This is a genomic window from Mangrovicoccus ximenensis (assembly GCF_003056725.1).
GTDB classification, from domain to species: domain Bacteria; phylum Pseudomonadota; class Alphaproteobacteria; order Rhodobacterales; family Rhodobacteraceae; genus Mangrovicoccus; species Mangrovicoccus ximenensis.
In genome coordinates, this window is record NZ_QBKZ01000025.1 from 44,712 (window position 1) to 65,547 (window position 20,836).

Below are 20,836 nucleotides of genomic sequence, written 5' to 3' on the forward strand. Positions count from 1 at the left end.
TCACCCCCGGCAGTGAGGTGCGCAAAGCGAGGGTGCCGTGTCAGGTTCGAATGCTGATCCCGTAAACTTGACGGCCGATGCGGCCGCAGCGGAATACAAGGCGCTCTCGGCGCAGCTGGCCGATGCGGACCGCGCCTATCACAACCAGGACGCGCCGGTCCTGACCGATGCCGAATATGACGGGCTGAAGCTCCGCGCCCTGGCGCTCGAAGGGGCCTTTCCCGAGCTTGCCGCCGAAGACGCCGTTTCGGGCCGCGTCGGCGCNCCCGGTCGAGTCCGGCTTCGCCAAGGTCCGCCACGCGCAGCGGATGATGTCGCTGGCCAATGCCTTCTCCGAAGAGGACGTGGCCGAATTCGATCAGGGCATCCGCCGCTATCTCGGCCTCGCTGCCGATGACCCGCNTGGCCTATACCGCCGAGCCCAAGATCGACGGCTTGTCGCTGTCGCTGCGCTACGAGAATGGTCAGCTCGTCCAGGCCGCGACCCGCGGCGACGGCGCCGAAGGCGAGAACGTCACCGCCAATGCCCGCCGGATCGCCGACATCCCCGAAACGNCTGGAGGGCGCGCCGGAGGTTCTGGAAGTCCGCGGCGAAGTCTACATGGACAAGGGCGATTTCGCGGCGCTGAACGAGCGACAGGAGGCGCGCGGCGGCAAGGTCTTCGCCAATCCGCGCAACGCCGCCGCCGGCTCGCTGCGCCAGCTCGACCCGTCGATCACCGCCTCGCGCCCGCTTCGCTTCTTCGCCTATGCTTGGGGAGAGCTCTCCGCGCCGCTCGGCGAGACCCAGAAGGCGGCGATCGACCGGCTGGCGGAACTCGGGTTCCAGACCAACCCGCTGACCCGGCGCTGCNGGAACCGTCGACGAGGTCATCGCCCATTACCGCGAGATCGAGCAGGCGCGCGCCACGCTCGGCTATGACATCGACGGCGTGGTCTACAAGGTCGACGGGCTCGATCTGCAGCGCCGCCTCGGCCTGCGCTCCACCACGCCCCGCTGGGCCATCGCCCATAAATTCCCGGCCGAGCTGGCCTGGACGAGGCTCGAGGCGATCGACATCCAGGTCGGCCGCACCGGCGCGCTGTCGCCGGTCGCGCGGCTGCAGCCGGTCACCGTCGGCGGCGTGGTGGTGTCGAACGCGACGCTGCACAACGAGGATTACATCGCCGGGCGCGACGCTTCGGGCAACGAAATCCGCGGGGGGCGGGACATCCGCATCGGCGACTGGGTGCAGATCTATCGCGCGGGCGACGTGATCCCGAAGATCGCGGATGTCGACCTCGCCAAGCGCCCGGAAGGGACCGAGCCCTATGCCTTCCCCGGGACCTGCCCGGAATGCGGCTCCGAGGCGATCCGAGAGCCGGGCGACGCGGTGCGCCGCTGCACCGGCGGCCTGATCTGCCCGGCCCAGGCGGTCGAGAAGCTGAAGCATTTCGTATCCCGCGCCGCCTTCGACATCGAGGGGCTGGGCGCCAAGCAGTCGGCGGCGCGCACCGGGCTGCCGACGGAGGCGGCGAAATCGACGCCCTCGTTCGAGCCCTTCTGGTAGCCGCGCAGGATGCGGCCCTCGACCGGCTTGGCCAGCCGCGCGGTGTCCGAAGCCGCGGTTTGCGGCGCCTCGATCGCGGCGGTTGCCAGCGCCAGCAGCGCGCGGTGCGCGTCGCCTGGGCCGCCCTGACGACAGGCGGGCGGTACTGGAGCGATGCGCTGAGCAGGCTGCAGCCCGGCGTGAGGCGGACCGGGAAGGGTTCCGCGAACGGCACGGAGATGGACCGGCGTCCGGCGGGGAGCTTGGCCCCGGAGTGCCGATGCGCGGATGAGACGCCGGACGCATGGCGTCCCATCTTGGCCAGGGAAGGACGAATGATCCGGGCAAAGACCGGATGCATGGTAAGCGGTGCATCGCTTCCCCAGAATCGATCTTTTGCGAAGCGAGCTAGCTGCTAGATTCGTTCTGCTCGCGACTGCGGGGAATCGGATGCGCTCGATTTTGCGTGCCACGTTCTTTGATAATTTACAGTAAGTTATGGACGAGGGATGCGCCGCGGACGCGTCTGCGCCTTGTGCGGTGCTCGTGTCGCGGGCATCCCTCATGCGGCTTTTTCCGCATGCCTGTCGCCGCGGCTTCCGGAGCCACAGCCGCCCTGATCGAAAATACGGCCTTCCAAAGTCGGCTTCTGCCGACGCAACATCAGGAGTCGAAGCCAGCGGCCTCACGGTCGTATGCATACGAGATTTCTGGCCTGGGCCCGTGCCTGCTATCTGTGTCGAAGAAGAGCATGAGGCACGGTCATTCCTGAAGGCTCGTCGGCAGTTGCACGATCGAAATGCCGGAGCTGTCCGCTAGGTCAATCGCGGGAAATCGTTCGCCAAAGTTCAGGATGGGTACACCGTGCTTCGCGGAACGGATCATGACCGCATGGCATCCCGAGAACATGGTCCTCGGCCAGCACTTTTGGCGCGGCAGGATCATTTCCTGCCGCGCTGACTTCAGACTCTCCGCTGAGCTGAAAATCTGCAGTTTATGTTAGGTTAACTGCCTCTCCATGGCAGTGCGTCGGAGCATTCCAGGGGGCCTTGTTGCGCAAATCGAGGGGATTCATCTTGATGTCCAATGCCTTCCCGGCGCAGCCGGCCGGGCAAGGGTGCAGCTTTGCGGGCAGCCTGCCGGCCTGCGCCGGGCCCGGCCGCCTGCCGCTCGGTTTGCCGGAACGGGCAGCAGGCCCGTCTCCTCCAGATAGCCGCGGATGCCCGGATAGAGCGGCGCGGACATTCCCTCGCCGAGCATCTGCTCCGCTCCGAATTCGGAGAAGGCCGGATGCCGCGCGCGGAATTCCGGGAGATTGCCCGAGATCGCCCCGACGAGGTCGCGGACAACCCGCGGCGGCACGCGGGACGAGGTCACCAGCCCGGCGGCGAGCGCGAAGCCCGGAACCGGCGCGGCCTGTCCGGGATAGGTCCCCGCCGGGATCGAATACGGGAAATAGGCAGGATGCGCGTCGACCAGCGCGCGGAGGTCCTCCGCCTCGGCGGGCACCAGCACCGCGCCGCAGGCGGACATCATCTCCTCGACCAGAAGGTTGGGATGCGCGATGATGACGAGCGCGGCGTCGATCTCGCCCTCGCAGAGCTCCGTTGGCAGGTCGAGCCAGCCGAGATCGGACAGATGGGCGAAATCCCCGCCGCTCCAGCCCATGGCCTCCAGGACGACCTCGGCCGTTGCCCGGCTGCCCGAGCCGGCTGGGCCGATATTGACCCGCTTGCCCGCGAGATCGGACAGCCGGACGATGCCGCTCTGCGGGCGGGCCACGACGGTGAAGGGTTCCGGGAAGAGCGACAGCACCGAGCGCAGCTCCCGGTCGGGTCCGAAGCCCTCGAAGGGACCCGTTCCCGCGGCAGCGGCCTGCTGCCAGTCGGATTGCACGATGGCGAACTGCACCGCCCCGGTGCGCAGGGCGCGCAGGTTGTCGATCGAGCCGCCCGACGGCTCCGCCACGCAGCGCAGGCCGCTCTGCCAGCGGCGGGCATTGGCGAGGCCGCAGATCGTTCCGCCGGCATAGTAGTAGACCCCGCCGCGCGAGGCGGTGGCAACTGCCGATCTGCGGGCGGCGCTCCGGCGCGGCGGGGCGGACATGCGGCCCTTCGGCCAGCACCGCGCGGATCGCCGCGACGATGCCCATGTAGCCGGTGCAGCGGCAGAGATTGCCGGACAGTTCCTCGCGGATCCGCGCCTCGTCGGCATCGGGCAGGCGGGTGACGATGTCATAGCCCGTGGCCAGCATCCCCGGCGTGCAGAAGCCGCATTGCAGCCCGTGATGTTCCTTGAAGGCCGCGCGCAGCCGCGCCATCAACGGGTCGCCGCGGAAATCTTCCAGCGTCCGGATCTCGGCGCCGCCGCAGGATGCCGCATAGGTGATGCAGCTGCGCACGGGCTTGCCGTCCTTGACCAGCGTGCAGGCGCCGCAGACGCCGTGCTCGCAGCCCAGATGCGTGGCGGTCAGCCCCATGTCTTCGCGCAGGAAATCCGCCAGATGGGTGCGCGCCTCGCCCTCGAAGCGGACCTGCTGGCCGTTGACGGTGAAGGCGGTCATGCGGCGGCTCCGGACTTGAGGGCGTCGAGCGCGCGGATCGTGGCGGTGGCCTGCAGCGCGCGGCGTTCGGGGGAGAGGAAGGGCAGGGCGGCCTCGACGGCTCCGCGCGGATCGGCGGTGCCCTCGATCAATCCTTGCGGGTCGGGCAGCGCGACCGGCGCGCGTTCGATGGCAGCGGCGAGGACGCGGTAGTCGCCCTTTTCGGGATCGGCGAGCACGCAGGCCGAGGCCTTGGCGAATTCGCCCGTCTTGCGGCAGAACTTCCAGTAGGACCAGCGCGCCTGCGGGCTGCGGCGGGGCACGCGGAGGGCGGTGATGATTTCGCCCGGCTCCAGCGCAGTGGAGAGCGCGCCGGTGACGAACTCCGCCATCGGCAGCTCGCGGGGGCCTTGCGGACCGAGGATGCGGACGGAGGCGCCCAGTCCGGTCATCGTCGCCACCCAGTCGGCGGCCGGGTCGGCATGGGCGATCGAGCCGCCGATCGTCGCTTGCCGCTCATTCCTCAACCGCTTCACGGCACTCGGCATCCCGATGACCGTGGCCCTAGGATAAGTGTGTCCGGGGAAAGGAGAACTGCGGTCATCAGTTGATTTGCGCAACAGCGCCTCCTCGGAAAGGTTCACCGGTTGGCCAGGGCATCTCTTGCTGCGGTACGGACCGTGGCGGCGGCCAGGCATGGGCAATCCGGCCGGGCCTGCGGCTTGGCGTTGCGCCGTGTCCGGCAGGGCCCTCCGCGCCAAGCGCCTCCGGTCTGCGTTTTCCGGGCATTCCGCCCGCGCGATGGCCTGTGGAGGTTCCGAGGTCCGAGACCGCTGCGGGCCATTCCGTCGGAGTGCCGCCCCCGGATCGCAGGCGGCCGCCCGCCGCGACGGCCATCGGCACCCGGGGCGGGGGGCGGAGGACCGCTCCGTCCAATGCAACAAAAACATTATTCTAAATGGAAAGCGTCGATCGCTGAGCAAATCTCCATGCGAAGCTTTCTTTTCGGCCTGTGCGGGGGCCTGAGTTCCCGGACCTGCTCCGCTTTTGCCGTTCCGATCCGCCTCTGCCAAATGACTTGCGATCCCGGCGGCGCCTGCCGGCATGGCGTCACCATGGCGGCGGACAAGCACGACAGGACATTTGCCGCGGGAAACGAATGGGACTGGTCCGCCATCGGAAACCGCCCGTCATCCAGCTCGCCGATCTGTCCCGAAGGGGCCTCTTTCTGCACCTCCGTTCCTGGCGGAGGGACGGGGCAGGCAGGTCAGCTGGGGGCAAAAATGGGTCGGCGCTCCATGCCCCGGGCGGGGCGCCGCTGCTGCCGGGCTGGGCTCCGGAACGGGATGAACCGATCCCCCAGCGGCATGCCGGGCGATCTCGCGGCCGGCGGTGGCCTCGCGTGGTCCCCGCTCATTGCCCGAGGCGGTGCGACGCTCTTCCATCGCGGAACTGCGGCGGGCATCGCCGCTGACGGGACTTGCGTTGCCGCGGCCGCGCGACAGCAGCAGATGCGGACCGGTGCGCAGCGCAGCCTCTCCGGCGGCATTGGCGAAGGCAAGCCGGCCGTCCGGAGCAGTGATCGCGACCGGCAGGGAAAGCGCATCCAGGCCTTCCCGCAGGAGCGCGGCCCGGGCCTCGCCCTCGATCAGCTTGCGCCGCAGCGCCATGGCCCGGCACAGATGGCCTGCCAGCATGGACGCCGTCCCGAATTCGTCCCGCGAATGCGCGCCGAGCGAGGCCGGGCGCGCGATCCACACGGACGAGACCAAGCCTGCCTGGCGCGCGAGATTGACCCCGATCACGTGGTCCAGACCGGCTGGCTTCCAGACTTCGTTGTAGAGGCCCGACCGGCGGACCTCTCCGGCCTCCAGCAGCCCGTCCCCCGGTATCGGGGCGCCGATCCGGAGCTGCGCCGTCCTCGCCACGAGCGGATTGCGCTCTGCATGGTGCTGCATCGGCATGTCGAAAACCGGGTCGATCCCATGCGTGATCTCCACGCAGCCGCCGCCCAGCTCGCGATGGCAGAAGATCGCGCTGGCATTGCCGGTCGCCCGCACGAGGAGCGCCAGAAGCCGGGGAATGGCATCCGGTTCAAGGGCAATCCCGTAAATGTCGCCGATCAGCTCATGGGCCCGGGCATCTGCGCCAGGCATTCGGAAACTGGCCATTTGTCGCTGCCTTTCCGGAACGGGGCCGGGACGCCGGGCGCCCGGAGAGCGGGAAAGTTGGCGGCACCATACATGAACCCGGGTGCGAAACGAAGCCCGGGATGCCCCGGGGCTTCGGCTGCACGCCATGCCGGTCACCTGTTCGGGTGATGCGCAGGCGGCAAGAGGCGGCCAGGCTTGGCGCAGCAGCGGCCATCCCGGAGACCTGACATGCAGCCCGCGCCGTTCCGTCCCGCAATTGACCGGCCGCCGACCCGGCTCCGCCGGACACCGGCTTCCGCCGTCCCGGTCCCGCGCCGGGCAGTCAGCCGCACTGCAGGGGTAATGGCGAGGCGCTTACGACCTTCCGTGAGAAAGCGACGACCATTGAGCGGCTCATCTTCGAGATTGGTGTCGGTACGGTGCAGCGGCCCGGGGATTGGGTCGATTTCACCTGGTCGGACTTTGATGGGGAGACGCTGGCAGTTCAGCAGAACAAGACGGGCTATGCACTTCAGCTGCCTTGCACATCGGAGCTGCAGGCCGCGCTGCTCGACGCTCAGGCTCGGTTTGAGAGTGGTGCCGCGGAAGGGCCGATCCTGCGCACACAGACAGGCGGCAAGATGAGCTACCGATACATGGCCCAGATCATGCTCATGGCGCGGCGGCGCATGCAGCTGGAGCAGTTTGACCTGCACGCTCTGCGCTATCGCGGAATCAAGGAGTTGGCCTGGGCAGGTTGCTCTGACGACGAGATCAAATCTTTCAGCGGCCACGCGACGGACGCCATGGTCCGGAAATATGCCGGTGAGGCGCGCCAGATCATGCGGGCGCGGCAGGCGTCAGAGAAGCGAAATGACACCAGGAACGAACGGGGATCAGAAAAAGAACCTGATACCCATAGTGATACCCCTAAGAAGAGGAACCAGCTATGTCATTGAAGATATTGGAGGCGAGTACCGGAATCGAACCGGTGTACACGGATTTGCAATCCGCTGCGTCACCACTCCGCCAACTCGCCTAGGGCTCTGATTGCCCGTGGTGTTCGCGGCTTCTACACTGCGGAAACAGAGGGTGCAAGAGGCGATGTTCGATCGATAGATCTTTCAGTTCCTGGCCGCTGTCCCCTCGCCGAGAGGGAGGTATTGTTGTCATCGGGTTCCAATCTGCAAGTATGCATCGAGGCGGGCGGGGCTGGATGGCGAGTGCCCTGTTCGCCTGAACGCAAGGCAGGGTTTCTCGCGAAGATGCTGCCGCTGAACAATGATCCATTTCGAGCCATCGGGAGCTATGGCTGAAAATGGGTGATGGGGCCTGAGCCGACACGGCGGCGGCGGGCACCGACGAGACGGCGCAGCGCGCGGTGCACCAGGCCTGGACCGCGCTCGGGCAGCCGGTGAACCAGCTCCGGCTGGAGCTCAACAAATGGCCGATGGTCGAGAGCATGCTGCGCCCGCAGATAAAGCGCCGCCGCCAGCCGCTGATCGAGGAGCACGACCGGCTGCCGCCGACCGCCGCCTCGCGCGAGGCGGTCTCGGACGTGCTCTTCGCCCAGCTCCACGAGCTGCTGAACTCCGTCAACCAGGATGCGGGCGCCCATGAGCACGGCTGTTTTCCGGACATCCCGCTGGCCCAGAGCCTGTTCCTGCGCGAAGTCCATGCCGCCAAGCGCTGCCTTGCGGTGCTCAAGCCCGGCGAGCGGACGCGGTTTCTCGATGTCGGCTGCGGCGCCGGCCTGAAGGTGATCTCGGCCGCGCCCTATTTCGACCGCTGTGCCGGGCTGGAATACGATCCCGGCTATGCCGCTCTGGCTGCGCAGCTTTTCCGCGCGCTGCCGCATGACCGCTGCCGCGCGATCCAGGGCGACGCGCTGGCCTGGGAGCGCTACGGCGATCACGACGTGATCTACTTCTTCCGTCCGATGCGCGACGATGCGCTGCTGGCGCAGATGGAGCGCCGGATCGCGGCGCAGGTGCCGCCCGGCACCCTGCTGATCGCGCCCTACACCATCTTCGGCCGCCGCGCCGCGGAACTGGGCTGCGCCCATGTCGCAGGGCATGTCTGGCTGGCCGGGCGCAGCGAGGCCGAGGCCGCACGGCTCAGGCGCGAGGCCGAACTGATCGGCACCGACGTGCTCAGGACCGGCGAGGCGAACATCCCGCTGGTCTGGGATCCGCTGGTCCGGGCGTCGCGGCTGCGCGGCTACGAAGCCACGCTGCGGGCCCGCCCGCCGCTGAAGGACGAAAATTCCTGATCCCGGCTGCGCCACGCAATTGAGCTAATGGGATGAACTGCCTTCCCGCCAAACCGCGGAATCCGGCGCCGGGCGGCGGCTTCGCCACCGAGCGGCCGAACCTGACGGAGCGCGAGACCGCGCAGCTCGCCGCCCAGCTCGAAGCGGCACGGACGCAGCTCGCGGCGGAGGCAAAGCTGGTGCGGAGCATCTTCGGCATCGACGGACCGATCTACGGCACCGTCGATGGCCGCCTCGAATTGCGGCCGATCGACTATTACTGGGAAGGCCGGCCGCTCTTCGCGGCCCTGCCGGACGGCACGCGCCTGCTCTACCGGCAGAACGGGACTCCGATCCTGAACAAGGCCGTCTGACCGTCCCGGCCGCAGCTGCCGCCCCCCGGCGGATACCGCAGCCGCCGTGCAAGGAGAGGCTGCGCAAAGGCCCGCACGCCAGCCCCAGCACTGCAGGAGCCCCTCGGCGCCACCATCCGGCAGATGCCTTGCCAGGCGCCGCAGGCCGATGCCTTTCCGGCGCATCGGGGCCGGGCGCCACAGCCGCCATGCACGTCTCTGCTCGCAAGGCGTCTGGCGCAGCTCCGTCGGCCCTGTCCGCCACCTGCCTGAATGCGCCTGCTCGAAGACACCAGGCATGGCTCCGTCCGGACGAAGACCGCCTGCTCCGCCCCCTGCAAACACGCCATGCCACATCCGGCGCCGCGCGCGCCGGAACGGGACGGCCCTCACCCGCAACGTTCCGCTGTGCCGCCGCGCCCGCCATGCCATCGACATGGCCTGTCCGGAAAGCCCGCTGCAACGGCCCAGCTGCCCTTTCCCCAAGGATATCCCCCGCAGGAACAGGCTTGGGCCGACGGCAAACCGCCGCCTCGCTCCTGCGTCCCAGCCCAGGCATCACGACTGTCCGGCCGACCGTTCCTCCTTCAGCGCAACAGGATCGCGGAGCGGCGGCCACGCCATGTCCGGCGCCGTGCCAGCCGGAACCGGCCAGCCTTCGAACGCCACCCCCGGCACGGCCGCTGCGACCGGCATGGCCCCTGAACGGCGCCCCCGGGCGGCACCGCCTGCCTGATGGCGATCGATGCGGCCGAGGTCTCGGCCGAGGAGGCGGCGCGGATGGAGCGGGTCTGCATCCTGTTCGACGGCAATGACGAGATGCAGCTGACCGCGGCGCGCGGCCAGTGGCGGGCGCTGACCGGCGCGGGCACGGTGGCCGAATACTGGGCGCAGGATGACGGCCGCTGGGCGCGCCGGATGACCACCGCCCGCGAGGACTGAGCGCCCGCTTTCCGGCATTTAGGTTGACCAAAGGTAAATGTCTGTGCCGGAAGACACAGACTGTTAACCAGTTCCGCCCGATGCTGTCCGAGGTTGCGGATAGCGGAGGGCGCCCATGGCGATCAGGACATCACTCATTTCCCTTGCCTTGGCGGCGGGGCTGGCGGCTCCGGCGGGCGCGGCCAGCCTTTTCGACATGGCCGGCGACGACGACTGCTTCGGCGGCTACGAGCCGGGCGCCTGCGCGGCGGACGCCTTCTCGGTCGAGCCTGCGGATTTCGACCGCTCGGATGCGTCCGACCCTGCTCCCACCGACCGCATGGCGCGGCACGGGACGGTGTCGCTGAGCTTCAGCCTGGCGCTCGGCGGGCTCGACGTGACCTCGGCCGATCTGGAAATCCGGATCGCCGGGGTGAACAACTATATCGAGGCGGGCGGCGGCTGGACCGCCGCGCCGGGAGACGTGGCGCCGGGCATGGATATCGACCTGAACGGCAGCTTCGTCGGCTCGCATTACGAGGAAGTGGTCCAGGGATCGACGATCGCCGCACGCGCCATTTCGGTGCTGAATTTCAGCATCGATCCGTCGCTGGTGGCGGAGGGCGCCAACATCGTGACCTTCAAGCCGGAGGTCACGTTCAACCTGGGCAGCTTCGATTCATATGCGATCGACTACGCGAAGCTGTCGGTCGTGACGCAGGACCCCGCGCCGCAGGTGCCGCTTCCGGCGGCGGGGCTGCTGCTGCTCGGCGGGGCGGGGGCGCTGGCGGCGCTCGGACGTGCTGGCCGCCGCGCGGGAGGCCGAGCCCGGTGCCGTGCTCATTTACCGGCCGCATCCCGATGTGGTCGCCGGGCTGCGCCCGGGACGGCTGTCCGCAGCCGAGGAAGCGCTGGCCGACCTGGTTCTGCCCGATGCGGACCCGGCCTGGCTCCTGTCGCAGGCCGACGCGCTCTGGACGATCACCTCGCTGATGGGCTTCGAGGCGCTGATGCGGCAGGTGCCGGTGACCTGCCTCGGCGCGCCCTTCTATGCGGGCTGGGGATTGACGCGCGACCTTGCTCCGGTGCCGGAGCGCCGCCGGGCGCCGGGGATCACGCTTGACGGGCTGGTGCATGCCGCGCTGATCGGCGCGCCGCGCTACCGCGACCCGGTGACGGGCCGGATCTGCACCGCGGAAGTGGCGCTGGACCGGCTGGCCGCCATGCCGCTGGACGTGCGCGGCCCGGCCGCACGGCTCGCCGCCAAGGCACAAGGGCTCTGGGCCACGATCCATCCGCGGCGCTGCTAGGGCAATCGGGTTCGGGCACCGCCTGTTGCATGGGGCCGAAGCTTTCGGACCATGGAGGCTGATCCTCCTGCCGACGGACGCGCTTGGATCACCGGTGGTCCGCGGCCGCCGCTCCGCGCAGGCGCCCCAAAGGCGGAAAGAGAAAGGCACAACTCCGAGGCTCTGCGTCAATCACCCGGGCAATTCCGGAGAAAAGACGGGCGGCGAACCGGCAAGGCAACCGCACCGGGTGCCGGAAAACCATCTTGCGCAATCGGCCAGAGGCGCATTTTCCGGCTGCCGGAACAATCCTTTTCCGCGCCGTTCTGCCCGCCACTGGCGCTGCAGAGCAGGTCGCGCGGCAAAACACGGCAACGCCGGCGTGACGATCATCTGTCGGCCCCAGGACCGAAGGCGGCAGCCCCCCCAGCCGCCCCAGCCGGCTATGCGGCCGGATCACGCCCGCGGACGATGCCCTGCGCGGCTGGACCGCCGCAGCCCATGGCGGCTCCGGCGATCCACGATGCCTTCCCCGCCTGCTCCGGGCGCGGTCCGGCGATCCTGGCAGCGGAACAGGCCCCGGCCGAGCTTTGCGGCCTGTCCGCCGGGCGGCGCGCCGAGAGCCATGCCCGGCTTCTGGCCGCGCTGCTGCCCTTGCTGGAAACGGGACGCAACGGAGACGATTGACGGCGCCCGCGGCCTCGGGAAGATGCCGCGACCGGCACGGATGCCGGGACTGCAGGGAGAGGACGCAGATGACCGGGGACAAGGGCGACCAGGCCTTCCGCCGCAAGGACAAGCTCGGGCGCTGGCCCGAGATGACCTATGGCGGCGTGCTCAGCTTCCTGCGCCGCAGCTACAGCCGCGACCTGGAAGGCACCGACCTGGTGATCTCCGGCGTGCCCTATGACAGCGCGGTGACCAACCGCACCGGCACCCGGCTGGGGCCGCAGGCGATCCGCGCGGCCTCGGTGCAGCTTGCCGAGCTGAAGGCCTTCCCCTGGGGGTTCGATCCGTTCGAGACGCTGGCGGCGATCGACTGGGGCGATGTCTGGCTCGACCCGCACCATCCCGAAACCGTCGCCCCGGCCATCGAGGCCCATGCCGATGCCATCCTCGCCTCGGGCGCGCGGATGCTGACGCTGGGCGGCGACCATTCGATCTCGCTGCCGCTGCTGCGCGCCCATGCCCGCCGCTTCGGGCCGCTGGCGCTGGTGCAGGTCGATGCGCATTGCGACACCTGGGAAGACGACGGCACCCGGCTCGATCACGGCACGATGTTCTCGCGCGCCGTCGCCGAGGGGCTGATCGACGTCGAGCGCTCGGTGCAGGTCGGGCTGCGCACGCATAACGACGCCGATCCGCCCTTCCGCATCCTGACCGCGCCCTGGATCCACCGCTACGGCATCGACGCCGCGATCTGCGCGGTGCGCGAGCGCGCCGGGCGGGCGCCGGTCTATCTGAGCTTCGACATCGACGGGCTCGACCCGGCCTTCGCGCCGGGCACCGGCACGCCGGTGCCCGGGGGGCTGCTGGTCTGCAGCAGCAGGATGTTCAGGCGCGCTGCGTCGATCTTGCGGCGCGGAGCCAGGATCGCGCGGATCTCCGCGACGTTGCGGTCCAGCTCGCGGCGCAGCCGGTCCAGCAGGCCGCGCATCCGCGCCGCGCCTTCCGGCTGTGCGGCCGCAGGCGTCCGGATGTTGCGTTGGTCCATGAAAGCTCCTCCCTGTTCCCGCCCCAAGGGTGGACCGCGGGGAGCGGCTTGGCAATCTCCGCGCGATACGTCTTGCGGGAATGCAATCCATGCGTCAGAGTTTCCGTATCGGCACGGGCGTGTTTTTCCGTATCGCCGTCATGTTTTGCGTTCAGTGTCCAAAGTCACATTCAGGTCCGTTGGAATCGACTAAGAGAACGTCATCATGTCCATTCACGATCATCTGACAGCGTTCTCCGAGGCCGCGCCCAGCGGCGAAGACCCCGAATACGACGCCGATTTCCAGGCCCTCGAGCGGGCGGCGAAGCCGGGCGAGGAACGCCAGGCCGGCGCCGAGATCCTCGCGGCCGAAGAGCCCGACTACCGCGACGTCGCGGCGCGCGCCGAAGAGGTGCTGTCGCGCTGCCATGACCTGCGCGCCGCGCTCTACTACACCCATGCGGCGGCGGCGTTGCGGGGCTATCCGGGGCTGGCGGAGGGTCTGTCCTACATCCGGGCGCTGCTGCAGGATTTCTGGGACAGCTGCCATCCCGAGCTCGACCATGACGATCCCGACGACATGGCGCTGTTCCGGGTCAACACTCTGAGCGGGCTGACCGACGGCACGACGGTGCTGCGCGCGGTGCGGTCTGCGCCGCTGACCCTGTCGAACGCCTTCGGCCGGGTCACGCTGCGCGATCTCGAGATTGCCGACGGAGAACGCGAACCCTCCGAGGCCGTCCCGGCGATCACCGATCCGGCCGCGATCGCGGCCGCGTTCCAGGATACCGATCCGGCGGCGCTGGCGGAGATCGCCGCCGCGGCGCGGCAGGCGCTTGGCGATGCGCGGGCGATGCGCCCGAGCCGCCGCTGGCCGAGCTGCTGGCGCGGCTCTCGCCGGTCGACCTGGTGCTGATCGAGGGCTACAAGTCCCAGGCGCATCCCAAGATCGAGGCGCATCGCGCCGCCACCGGGCGGCCGCTCCTGTCGCCGGCCAACCCGTCGATCCGCGCGGTCGCCTCGGATTGCGCGCCGGAGACCGCCCTGCCCTGCTTCGATCTCGACGACACCGCCGCGATTGCGGATTTCATCCTCGGCGAGGTGGGGCTGTGAGCTTCGACACGATCGTCGTCGCGGACTGGTCGGGGGCCTCTTCGCCGACGCCCGCGAAACCGTCGAAGGATGCGATCTGGCTCGGCATTGCCCGGGGCGGCACGGTCGAAACCAGCTATCACCGCACGCGGGAGGATGCCGTTGCGGCGCTCTGCGCGCTCTTCGAGGCCGAAATCGCCGCCGGGCGGCGGGTCCTCGCGGGCTTCGATTTCCCCTTCGCCTATCCGCGGGGCTTCGCCGGTGCGGTCTGCGGCGGGCCTGACCCGCTGTCGCTCTGGGAGGCGCTGGCCGCCCGGATCGAGGACGGCCCGGACAATGCCAACAACCGCTGGCAGGCGGCGGCGGAGCTGAACGGGCTCTTCCCGGGGACCGGTCCGTTCTGGGGCTGTCCGGCGACGGTCGGGGACCCGCGCCTGCCTGCCAAGGGCAGCGTGCGGCAGGGCCATGGCCTGCCCGAACGGCGCGGCTGCGAAGAGCGGCTGAAGACGGCCCAGCCCTGCTGGAAGCTCTACACCACCGGCTCGGTCGGCTCGCAGGCGCTCTTGGGCATCGCCCGGCTCCAGGGCATGCGCGCGCGGTTCGGCGCCGAGATCGCCGTGCGCCCCTTCGAGAGCCGCGCGGCGCCGGTCACGCTGGTGGAGCTTTTCCCCTCGCTGATCGCCCCGGTCATCGCGGACCTGGCGGAACCGGAGGAGATCAAGGACCGCGCGCAAGTCCGCGTCCTGGCCGGAGCGCTGGCGCGGCTCGACCCGGCAGCGCTCGCGGGGCAGCGGCGGCGGGGCGGGTCCCGGCCATGCGGCAGGGGACCCGGCATGAGCCGGAGCGCACCGCCCTGGCAGGGCCTGCCGCTTTTCGAGGGGATTGCCGCAGAGCGCCTGGCGCCTCTCAACCTGCGCTGGAGCGCGCCCAGCTTCGCGCCGGGCCAGATGGTCTTCGACCGCGAGGATCCTGGGCGCGACGTCTATTTCCTGCTCTCCGGAGCGCTCCTGGCCGTCTACTGGACGGAGGATGGGCGCGAGGTCGTCTATACGCGGATCGGAACCGGCGCGATGCTCGGCGAATTGTCGGCCATCGACGGCGGCGCGCGGTCGCTGGCGATCTTTGCCCGTGCGCCGTCGCGGCTGCTGCAGCTGCCGGAGGCCTCCTTCCATCTGCTGCTCGACGAGGTGCCGGAGATCCGCAGGCGGGTGATGCGTGACCTGGTCGGCCGGATCCGCGATCTGACGCAGAAGGCGCACGAGCTTTCGACCTATTCCATCGAACAGCGGCTCTGCGCCTATCTGGTCCGGCTGTCGCTGCAGACCGGCAGCCTGCATCCCGGCGCGGTTATCGCCGATGCGCCGACCCATCTGGAAATCGCCGGGTCCATCGGCGCCAACCGGGAGATGGTGTCGCGCTCCATGAGCCGCCTGGCAAAACGCGGCGCGATCCGCACCGCGCGCAAGAAGATCGAGATTCTCGATCCGGACCTGCTGTCCGACGTGCTGTGAGCTGATCGCCCCGGCTGGTGCCGCCGGGGCAGAGAGCCGTCAGGACGCGAGCCGGTCCGCTTCGGCGCTGCGCGTCGGGCTGGACCCGCCGGTCAGAACGAAGGCCCCGATCGCAGTTGCCAGGGCGTGGGCTTTGCCCTGAAGCGAGGAGACCGCCGCATTGGTCTCTTCGAAAATGGCGGCATTCTGCTGGGTGCTGCGGTCGAGCTCGCCTGTGGCTGCTGAGCTTGCTCCCGGATCCCGGAGTGGGAGTTACAGTACTCGCCGAGAGAAGGCTCCCGGATGGGCAGGCAGCTTCCGGCGGATCCGCTCCCGGCGGGGCGGCCGGACCCTTGGCGGTAGCGCGGCGGGGACTCCGCCAGATCCGACACGTCCGGAACGACGGTCTCCGCACCGTCGGACGGGCGTTTCGTCCACCCGGGCCGCGGACGGGCGCGAAAGACGCGGTCCGGCAAGGCGGCCCCTTGCGCAGCCCGCCCCTGCCGGAACGCCATTATCCAGGAAGCCGGCAGCTTCGCCGGTCCCCGGGTCGGCGACGGCCCGATGTCGCGGCAGCTTTTGGTGTCGCAGACCAACAGGACCGGAAACAGCCGCAGTTCCGCTGCCGGGCGGACGGCCTTGCCCTACGGATCAAGGCTGGCGGCGCGCCGTGCCGCCCCAACTGCAACGCGGGAATCCACCGGCTTGCCGAGCGGCGGGGCAGCTCCGCACCGCCGCCGCAGAGGCATGCAAACATGCCCGCTTGCCAATGGCCGAAAGCAACCCGCCGCCGGGCGGAAACCGGCGCCCCGCGATCCGCAAGGAGCCCCGGCCTCCCGCGTCAGGCTGCCGGAAGACGGATGTCGAGCGGCGCCGCGCCCCCGGCGATCTCCAGCAGCCGGTCGATGTTGGGATGGGCGCCGGGACGGTTGCGTGCATCGGCTGTGTGCTCGGCGAAAACCGCGAGACCGTGCTCCGCGGCTTCGGCCGTCAGGGCGCCGAATGCTTGGTGGAGGTACTGGTAGACCGCGAGGGAGCCCTGCTTGCCCGGCTGGTTCTCGATGGTCGCGACGACCGCACCGGCCGGGTCGACGAGCTCGAGCGCCGCAAGGCCCTCGATCGACGGCAGAAGTTGCAGGTTGTCCTTGAACGAAGCAGTGGGCTGGATCATCGCCAAATCCTTTCTGGGAGGTCTCGCCCGGCGTCTAGCAGCTCCGCGCCGCCGCCGCCATGGCGCGGCTGCACGCTCCGGCAGCCTCCGTTCCCCACGGGCTGCCGATGCCGGGGCCCGCGCTGGCGTGTCCGTGGCAGGGGACGCCCCTGGGCGAGGCTGCGGGCGCAGGTCCCCGCCCGCCTCCGGCGCGTTTGGGCCGGCTCATGGCCGCTGTTTTGGAACTCATGGACACAAGCCCGGCACCTCGGAAAATCCCCAAATGTCGCCCAATCAAGTTGTTCAGGATCGACGGCGTTCACGGCGGCATGCGGGAAGGCCTTTGCCGGAGCCGCCGCACACGGAGAACTGACCGCGCACAGCGCGAGGATCCGTCCGACGGCAGCGCTGGCGCGGGACAGGTGCCATGCTCCGTCCCGATCCTCGCCCTGGCGCATACCGCCGGGTGCTGCAGGATCGTCCCGGCCGGAAGGCCCGCATCCGGATTGCCGATGGCAACATCTCTGCTTGGGCACCCGCCATGTCGGATATCGCCCCATGCGGACTGCATCGCCTCGCCCGCGGCGGCCGCCATGCGGACCAAACGGGTCGCATCCGCCAGCTGCAGCCGGGAAATGGCGAGGGCCGGAACGGAGAAAAGGAAGGATCGGGAGATCAACTTGTCCTCCCCGGGCGGCGCAACCACAGCTTGGCGGAGGATCGGCTCCGCGGGCCGGGCGATGGCAAAGTCGCGTCCTCTGCCGACCCTGGGCGACCCTCTCGCGGCGCAGACTGCATGGCAGAACAGCGCTTCGGCATGGTCACCGCCCCCAAGGCCCCTTGCGCCTTGGATGCCCGGCTGCGGGCCTGCGGCACCGGCATGGACCGGAGCGGCAATCAGTGCCGGAGCGGCCTCAGCAGGCGCCGCACGCGCCACAGCGGCTACAGGGAGCCGCAGGGCGCCACGAGTATGCCCCATGGCGACAGGAAGCCGCCGTCGAAAAGGGTCCGGTGCCGCGGAGGTTGCAGGCCCGCCCCCGCTCAGGGCCGGAGCACCAGCCGGCACGGCCCGCAGGACCATGGCTGACCGACAGCGAGGCTATGGAGCGGCAGGGCCGCAAAAAGCGGCGCTCAGGGCGGTGCCGGGAGACCGCCGACAGCTTGCTCCGTTCCCCCGGCTTGACCGGACAGGATCAGCCCGGTGGTGCGCCCGGGCGCGCTTTCAGTCCGCGGCGCAAGGCGTGGCGCTGCCGATCGCGCGGATCACATGCGCGCGCACCGCCGCCGGATCGCCGCCGACGCCGTCCGCGCCGAGCCGCTTCCACAGCACCTGGTCGGCGGGCACGCAGAGCAGCGTGTCGAGGCCGGGACTGTCGGAATAGCTCTGGGCGATGCGCTTGAGCACCGCCATCTGCAGGCCGAGATCGCGGCCTGCGATGGAGACGCGGCCGAGACGCTGCCAGCCCTCGTCGGTGCTGACATAGAGGACCACCTCTTCGGTGGACAGGGACAGAGCCAGGTTCGGTCGCATGTATCCGCTCTCAACCTGCTTTACGGCAGGTCTTGGTTTTCTTCACGTATAGCATGTTCAACTATGTCGACACTATATGCGGTAAACACTGCATTGACGGAATTTCCGGGGAGGCAAGGAAAATGCGGCAGGTTTTGGCTATGGCACTGGCCGGGGCGATGGTTCTTCCGGCAGCGGCATGGAGCCAGGGGCAGGCGGAGCTGACCGTCACGGGCACCGGCGAGATCCAGGTGCTGCCCGACATGGCGACGGTGACGCTGGGCGTCGAGGAGCAGGGCGGCACCGCCGAGGAGGCGGTCGCCTCGGCTTCGGCGAAGATCGCGGCGGTGCTCGACACGCTGGCGGCGGCGGGCGTCGCCGCCGAGGACGTCCAGACCGCGGGTCTGACGCTCAACCCGGTCTACGAAACGCCGCGCGACGACGTGAACCGTCCGCCGCGGATCCTCGGCTTCGAGGCCGGGAACACGCTCCGGGTGACGGTGCGCGAGCTCGATGCGCTGGGAATGATCCTCGACGGCGTGGTGAAGGGCGGCGCGAACACGTTCCGCGGGCTGGTCTTCGGCCTGCAGGACCCGTCGATGGCGCATGACGATGCCCGCAAGGAGGCGGTGACCGATGCGCTGGCGAAGGCGGCGGTGATCGCCGGGGCGGCCGGCGGCAGCCGCGGCGCGATCCTGTCGATCGAAGAGGCCGGGTCGGGCGGGTTCCGCCCCGAATACGGCGCGCGCATGGCGATGTCCGACGCCGCCACCGCCGGCGCGCCCGACATGCCGGAGGTGCTGGAGCTCTTCGCTTCGCATCCCGCGCTGGAGGAGCGGTCGCGCGCCGCGCGCGATGCCGCGGCGCGTGCCGCCGACCGTCCGGTGATCAGCCCCGCCGAATGGCAGGCGCTGCAATCGGTTTGCCGCCGCACATCGGCAATGCCCTGACACAGCCGTGGTTTGCCAAGCTTGCGAAGCCCTGCTAACCGGAACGTGATTGCCCTCGGGAGCCAGACGATGAACCGCCGTACCGCCCTTGCCCTGACCGCGAGCCTCGCCCTGATGGGCTGCACCACCGACATCGCGCCGGATATCGCCAACCGCCCGCTGGGCGATTTCAGCCTGCAGCACCTGGTGGTCGTGGTCGACGATCCGCAGCGCGGACCGATGTCGCGCGCCTCCGACGACGAGTCTCTGCAGACGGCCGTGACCGAGGCGGTGGAGACCCGGTTCCGCCGCTTCCAGGGCGGCGCGGACTATTCGATCGGCATCAAGGTCGTCGGCTACGCGCTGGCCGCGCCGGGCATTCCGGTGCTGCTGGCGCCGCGCTCCCTGCTGGCGATGAACGTCGCGGTGTTCGATGCCGACCAGCAGCGCATCAGCGGCGACTGGAAGCAGCTCGTCGTCTGGGAACGCGCCGGCGGCGACCAGATCGTCGGCACCGGCTACACCTCCACCGCCGAGGAGCAGCTGGCCGAGCTGGCCGACAATGCCGCCGTCGAGATCGAGAAATGGATGCGCGAGAACGAGGGCTGGTTCGCCCGCCCCGCCGCGGCGCCGGCGGCGGACGGTCCGTCCAGCTGACCGGCCGGATGGCGGGCCGCATCGCGGGGCAGGGCGGCGGAGTTCCGCCCGCCAAGCCCGTGCCGCAGCGCGGAAACGTGGCCTGCGGGCCGCAAACCCCGGTCCCCGGCCCCCGAAAGGCTTGACTCTCCTGCAGCGGTTCCGTACCCGGCTGCCGTTGATGACCAAGGGCGGGCGGACCGCCCCCAGAAAAGGCGCCCGAAGACATGGCAAAGGCAAAGTTTGAGCGTAACAAGCCGCATACGAAAAACCCTCATATGAAGAACCGACTTCTTAGAGACGTCTGGACGCTAGCAGACATTCACAATTGGCTAACTAAGGATGACGTCTGATCGGAAATGAAGAGAAGGCCTGAAATGGCCTTCTCAGATTTTTCCACTTTTGGACCTATATCAGATGAACTGAAAATGGTCTGAGGTAAGCAGATCAGAGTTCACGCCAAGCAGGATCAGGCTACTGTCTTCCCAAGAAACGATTGCTCCACCGTTAGACGCGGTAATTGCAATCTGATCGATGGTCGCGCTCCCTTCCACAGCCAGGAAGTCTTCATCAAGCGAAAAGTCTATAACGATGTCATGGCCACCGTCCGTTTGGAGAACGAAGACGTCAGCCCCTTGGCCACCCGTAAGCTGGTCATCACCACTGCCACCACGCAGCGTGTCGTTCCCTCGCGATCCTCTGAGAATATCTGCTCCTTGGCCACCGTTTAGGACGTCCGCTCCCATGCCGCCGACCAAAAGGTCATCACCTTGACCGCCAGACAAGGTATCCGCTTTCATTCCACCATAGAGACTGTCATCGCCAATTCCTCCGGCGAGGCTGTTCCTGCCGTCATTCCCGTACAACTTGTTCGCCAGGAAGTTACCAGAGCCATCGATGTGTGTATTTCCGGTCAGGATCAACTCTTCTACGTTGTTGCTTTTCTCGTTGAGGTGGAAAGACACCGATGAATAGACCCGGTCGTAGCCGCTATCTGGGCGCTCGATGATGCGATCCCCGGCATCGTCGACGTAATAGCGGTCATTTCCGTAGCCCCCCTCGAGCAAATCGGCCCCAGGGCCACCGTCAAGGCTATCTCGACCCAAGCCGCCTTTGAGCGTATCGTTGCCCTCGCCACCGTTCAGAACATCCGGACCAGCCAGTCCAATTAGAAGATCGTTGTCTGCGCTGCCTTCAAGAGTGTTGGCGCCGTCGTCGCCCGTGAGTTCGAGATCGGAGAACTCACGAAGTTCGATCTGAGTATTGATCCCCATGCCCCGTAATTCGGAGGCGCTATAAGTCCGGTCATTTCCCGCCAG

17 protein-coding genes, 1 tRNA gene and 3 pseudogenes are annotated in these 20,836 nt (G+C 68.8%); 13 read left to right on the forward strand and 8 right to left on the reverse strand.

Annotation, left to right across the window (positions count from 1 at the left end; all coding sequences use genetic code 11):
* Positions 1-67: 67 nt before the first annotated feature.
* Positions 68-1,481, forward strand: a pseudogene (ligA, locus tag C7T91_RS40135) (NAD-dependent DNA ligase LigA); the annotation flags it as partial.
* 1,119 nt (positions 1,482-2,600) lie between these two features.
* On the opposite strand, the gene C7T91_RS27920 reads toward ligA, so the two are convergent.
* The 4 genes and pseudogenes from C7T91_RS27920 to C7T91_RS27935 form a co-directional block, all read right to left on the reverse strand.
* Entirely contained in the window at positions 2,601-3,635 is a 1,035-nt protein-coding gene (locus tag C7T91_RS27920; RefSeq protein ID WP_161556146.1) for a TAXI family TRAP transporter solute-binding subunit, read from the reverse strand.
* A 34-nt stretch (positions 3,636-3,669) separates the two neighbouring features.
* Positions 3,670-4,092, reverse strand: a pseudogene (locus C7T91_RS27925) ((2Fe-2S)-binding protein); the annotation flags it as partial.
* Entirely contained in the window at positions 4,089-4,607 is a 519-nt protein-coding gene (locus tag C7T91_RS33030) for an FAD binding domain-containing protein (protein WP_161556147.1), read from the reverse strand. The pseudogene C7T91_RS27925 and the gene C7T91_RS33030, both read right to left, overlap by 4 nt.
* Positions 4,608-5,261: 654 nt before the next feature.
* Positions 5,262-6,242 (reverse strand): hypothetical protein, encoded by a 981-nt coding sequence (locus C7T91_RS27935; protein WP_145963054.1) that lies wholly within the window; start codon positions 6,240-6,242, stop codon positions 5,262-5,264.
* A gap of 359 nt (positions 6,243-6,601) precedes the next feature.
* Between C7T91_RS27935 and C7T91_RS27940 the strand changes: the two are divergent.
* Positions 6,602-7,162 (forward strand): annotated as a pseudogene (locus C7T91_RS27940) (tyrosine-type recombinase/integrase); the annotation flags it as partial.
* A 6-nt stretch (positions 7,163-7,168) separates the two neighbouring features.
* Here the strand turns inward: C7T91_RS27940 and C7T91_RS27945 are convergent.
* Positions 7,169-7,242, reverse strand: a tRNA-Cys gene (locus tag C7T91_RS27945).
* A gap of 342 nt (positions 7,243-7,584) precedes the next feature.
* Here C7T91_RS27945 and C7T91_RS27950 point away from each other — a divergent pair.
* The 9 genes from C7T91_RS27950 to C7T91_RS27990 all read left to right on the forward strand — a co-directional run bounded on the left by C7T91_RS27950 (position 7,585) and on the right by C7T91_RS27990 (position 15,313).
* The gene (locus C7T91_RS27950; protein ID WP_108263175.1) at positions 7,585-8,475 is read left to right on the forward strand and encodes a class I SAM-dependent methyltransferase; all 891 of its coding nucleotides are present in this window, start codon (positions 7,585-7,587) and stop codon (positions 8,473-8,475) included.
* A 32-nt stretch (positions 8,476-8,507) separates the two neighbouring features.
* Positions 8,508-8,828, forward strand: a complete 321-nt coding sequence (locus C7T91_RS27955; RefSeq protein ID WP_108263176.1) for a hypothetical protein — start codon at positions 8,508-8,510, stop codon at positions 8,826-8,828.
* Between the two features lie 714 nt (positions 8,829-9,542).
* Positions 9,543-9,749 carry a DNA polymerase III subunit chi gene (locus C7T91_RS27960; protein ID WP_108263177.1) on the forward strand — a complete coding sequence of 69 codons (207 nt, stop codon included), beginning with the start codon at positions 9,543-9,545 and terminating at the stop codon, positions 9,747-9,749.
* 815 nt (positions 9,750-10,564) lie between these two features.
* Positions 10,565-11,038 (forward strand): capsular polysaccharide export protein, LipB/KpsS family, encoded by a 474-nt coding sequence (locus C7T91_RS27965; protein ID WP_236638597.1) that lies wholly within the window; start codon positions 10,565-10,567, stop codon positions 11,036-11,038.
* Between the two features lie 480 nt (positions 11,039-11,518).
* Complete coding sequence (locus C7T91_RS27970) at positions 11,519-11,704, forward strand: hypothetical protein (protein ID WP_108263179.1); 186 nt, start codon at positions 11,519-11,521, stop codon at positions 11,702-11,704.
* A gap of 68 nt (positions 11,705-11,772) precedes the next feature.
* A complete protein-coding gene (locus C7T91_RS27975) occupies positions 11,773-12,924 on the forward strand; it encodes an agmatinase (RefSeq protein WP_108263180.1) in 1,152 nt (383 codons plus the stop codon).
* Between the two features lie 12 nt (positions 12,925-12,936).
* A complete protein-coding gene (locus C7T91_RS27980; RefSeq protein WP_108263181.1) occupies positions 12,937-13,626 on the forward strand; it encodes a type VI secretion system protein TssA in 690 nt (229 codons plus the stop codon).
* The gene (locus C7T91_RS27985) at positions 13,620-13,823 is read left to right on the forward strand and encodes a molybdopterin-guanine dinucleotide biosynthesis protein B (protein ID WP_407943352.1); all 204 of its coding nucleotides are present in this window, start codon (positions 13,620-13,622) and stop codon (positions 13,821-13,823) included. The genes C7T91_RS27980 and C7T91_RS27985 overlap by 7 nt, the downstream gene beginning before the upstream one ends.
* Positions 13,820-15,313 (forward strand): cyclic nucleotide-binding domain-containing protein, encoded by a 1,494-nt coding sequence (locus C7T91_RS27990; protein WP_108263183.1) that lies wholly within the window; start codon positions 13,820-13,822, stop codon positions 15,311-15,313. The genes C7T91_RS27985 and C7T91_RS27990 overlap by 4 nt, the downstream gene beginning before the upstream one ends.
* Positions 15,314-16,133: 820 nt before the next feature.
* On the opposite strand, the gene C7T91_RS27995 is transcribed toward C7T91_RS27990, so the two are convergent.
* Positions 16,134-16,463, reverse strand: coding sequence for a DUF2322 family protein (locus C7T91_RS27995; RefSeq protein ID WP_108263184.1), 330 nt, complete (start codon positions 16,461-16,463; stop codon positions 16,134-16,136).
* Positions 16,464-17,664: 1,201 nt separating this feature from the next.
* Positions 17,665-17,973 (reverse strand): hypothetical protein, encoded by a 309-nt coding sequence (locus C7T91_RS28000; protein ID WP_108263185.1) that lies wholly within the window; start codon positions 17,971-17,973, stop codon positions 17,665-17,667.
* 122 nt (positions 17,974-18,095) lie between these two features.
* Between C7T91_RS28000 and C7T91_RS28005 the strand changes: the two genes are divergently transcribed.
* Complete coding sequence (locus C7T91_RS28005; RefSeq protein WP_236638564.1) at positions 18,096-18,902, forward strand: SIMPL domain-containing protein; 807 nt, start codon at positions 18,096-18,098, stop codon at positions 18,900-18,902.
* Between the two features lie 69 nt (positions 18,903-18,971).
* Entirely contained in the window at positions 18,972-19,538 is a 567-nt protein-coding gene (locus C7T91_RS28010) for a hypothetical protein (RefSeq protein ID WP_108263187.1), read from the forward strand.
* 392 nt (positions 19,539-19,930) lie between these two features.
* On the opposite strand, the gene C7T91_RS38775 is transcribed toward C7T91_RS28010, so the two are convergent.
* Positions 19,931-20,791 (reverse strand): calcium-binding protein, encoded by an 861-nt coding sequence (locus C7T91_RS38775; protein WP_108263188.1) that lies wholly within the window; start codon positions 20,789-20,791, stop codon positions 19,931-19,933.
* Between the last annotated feature and the right edge of the window lie 45 nt (positions 20,792-20,836).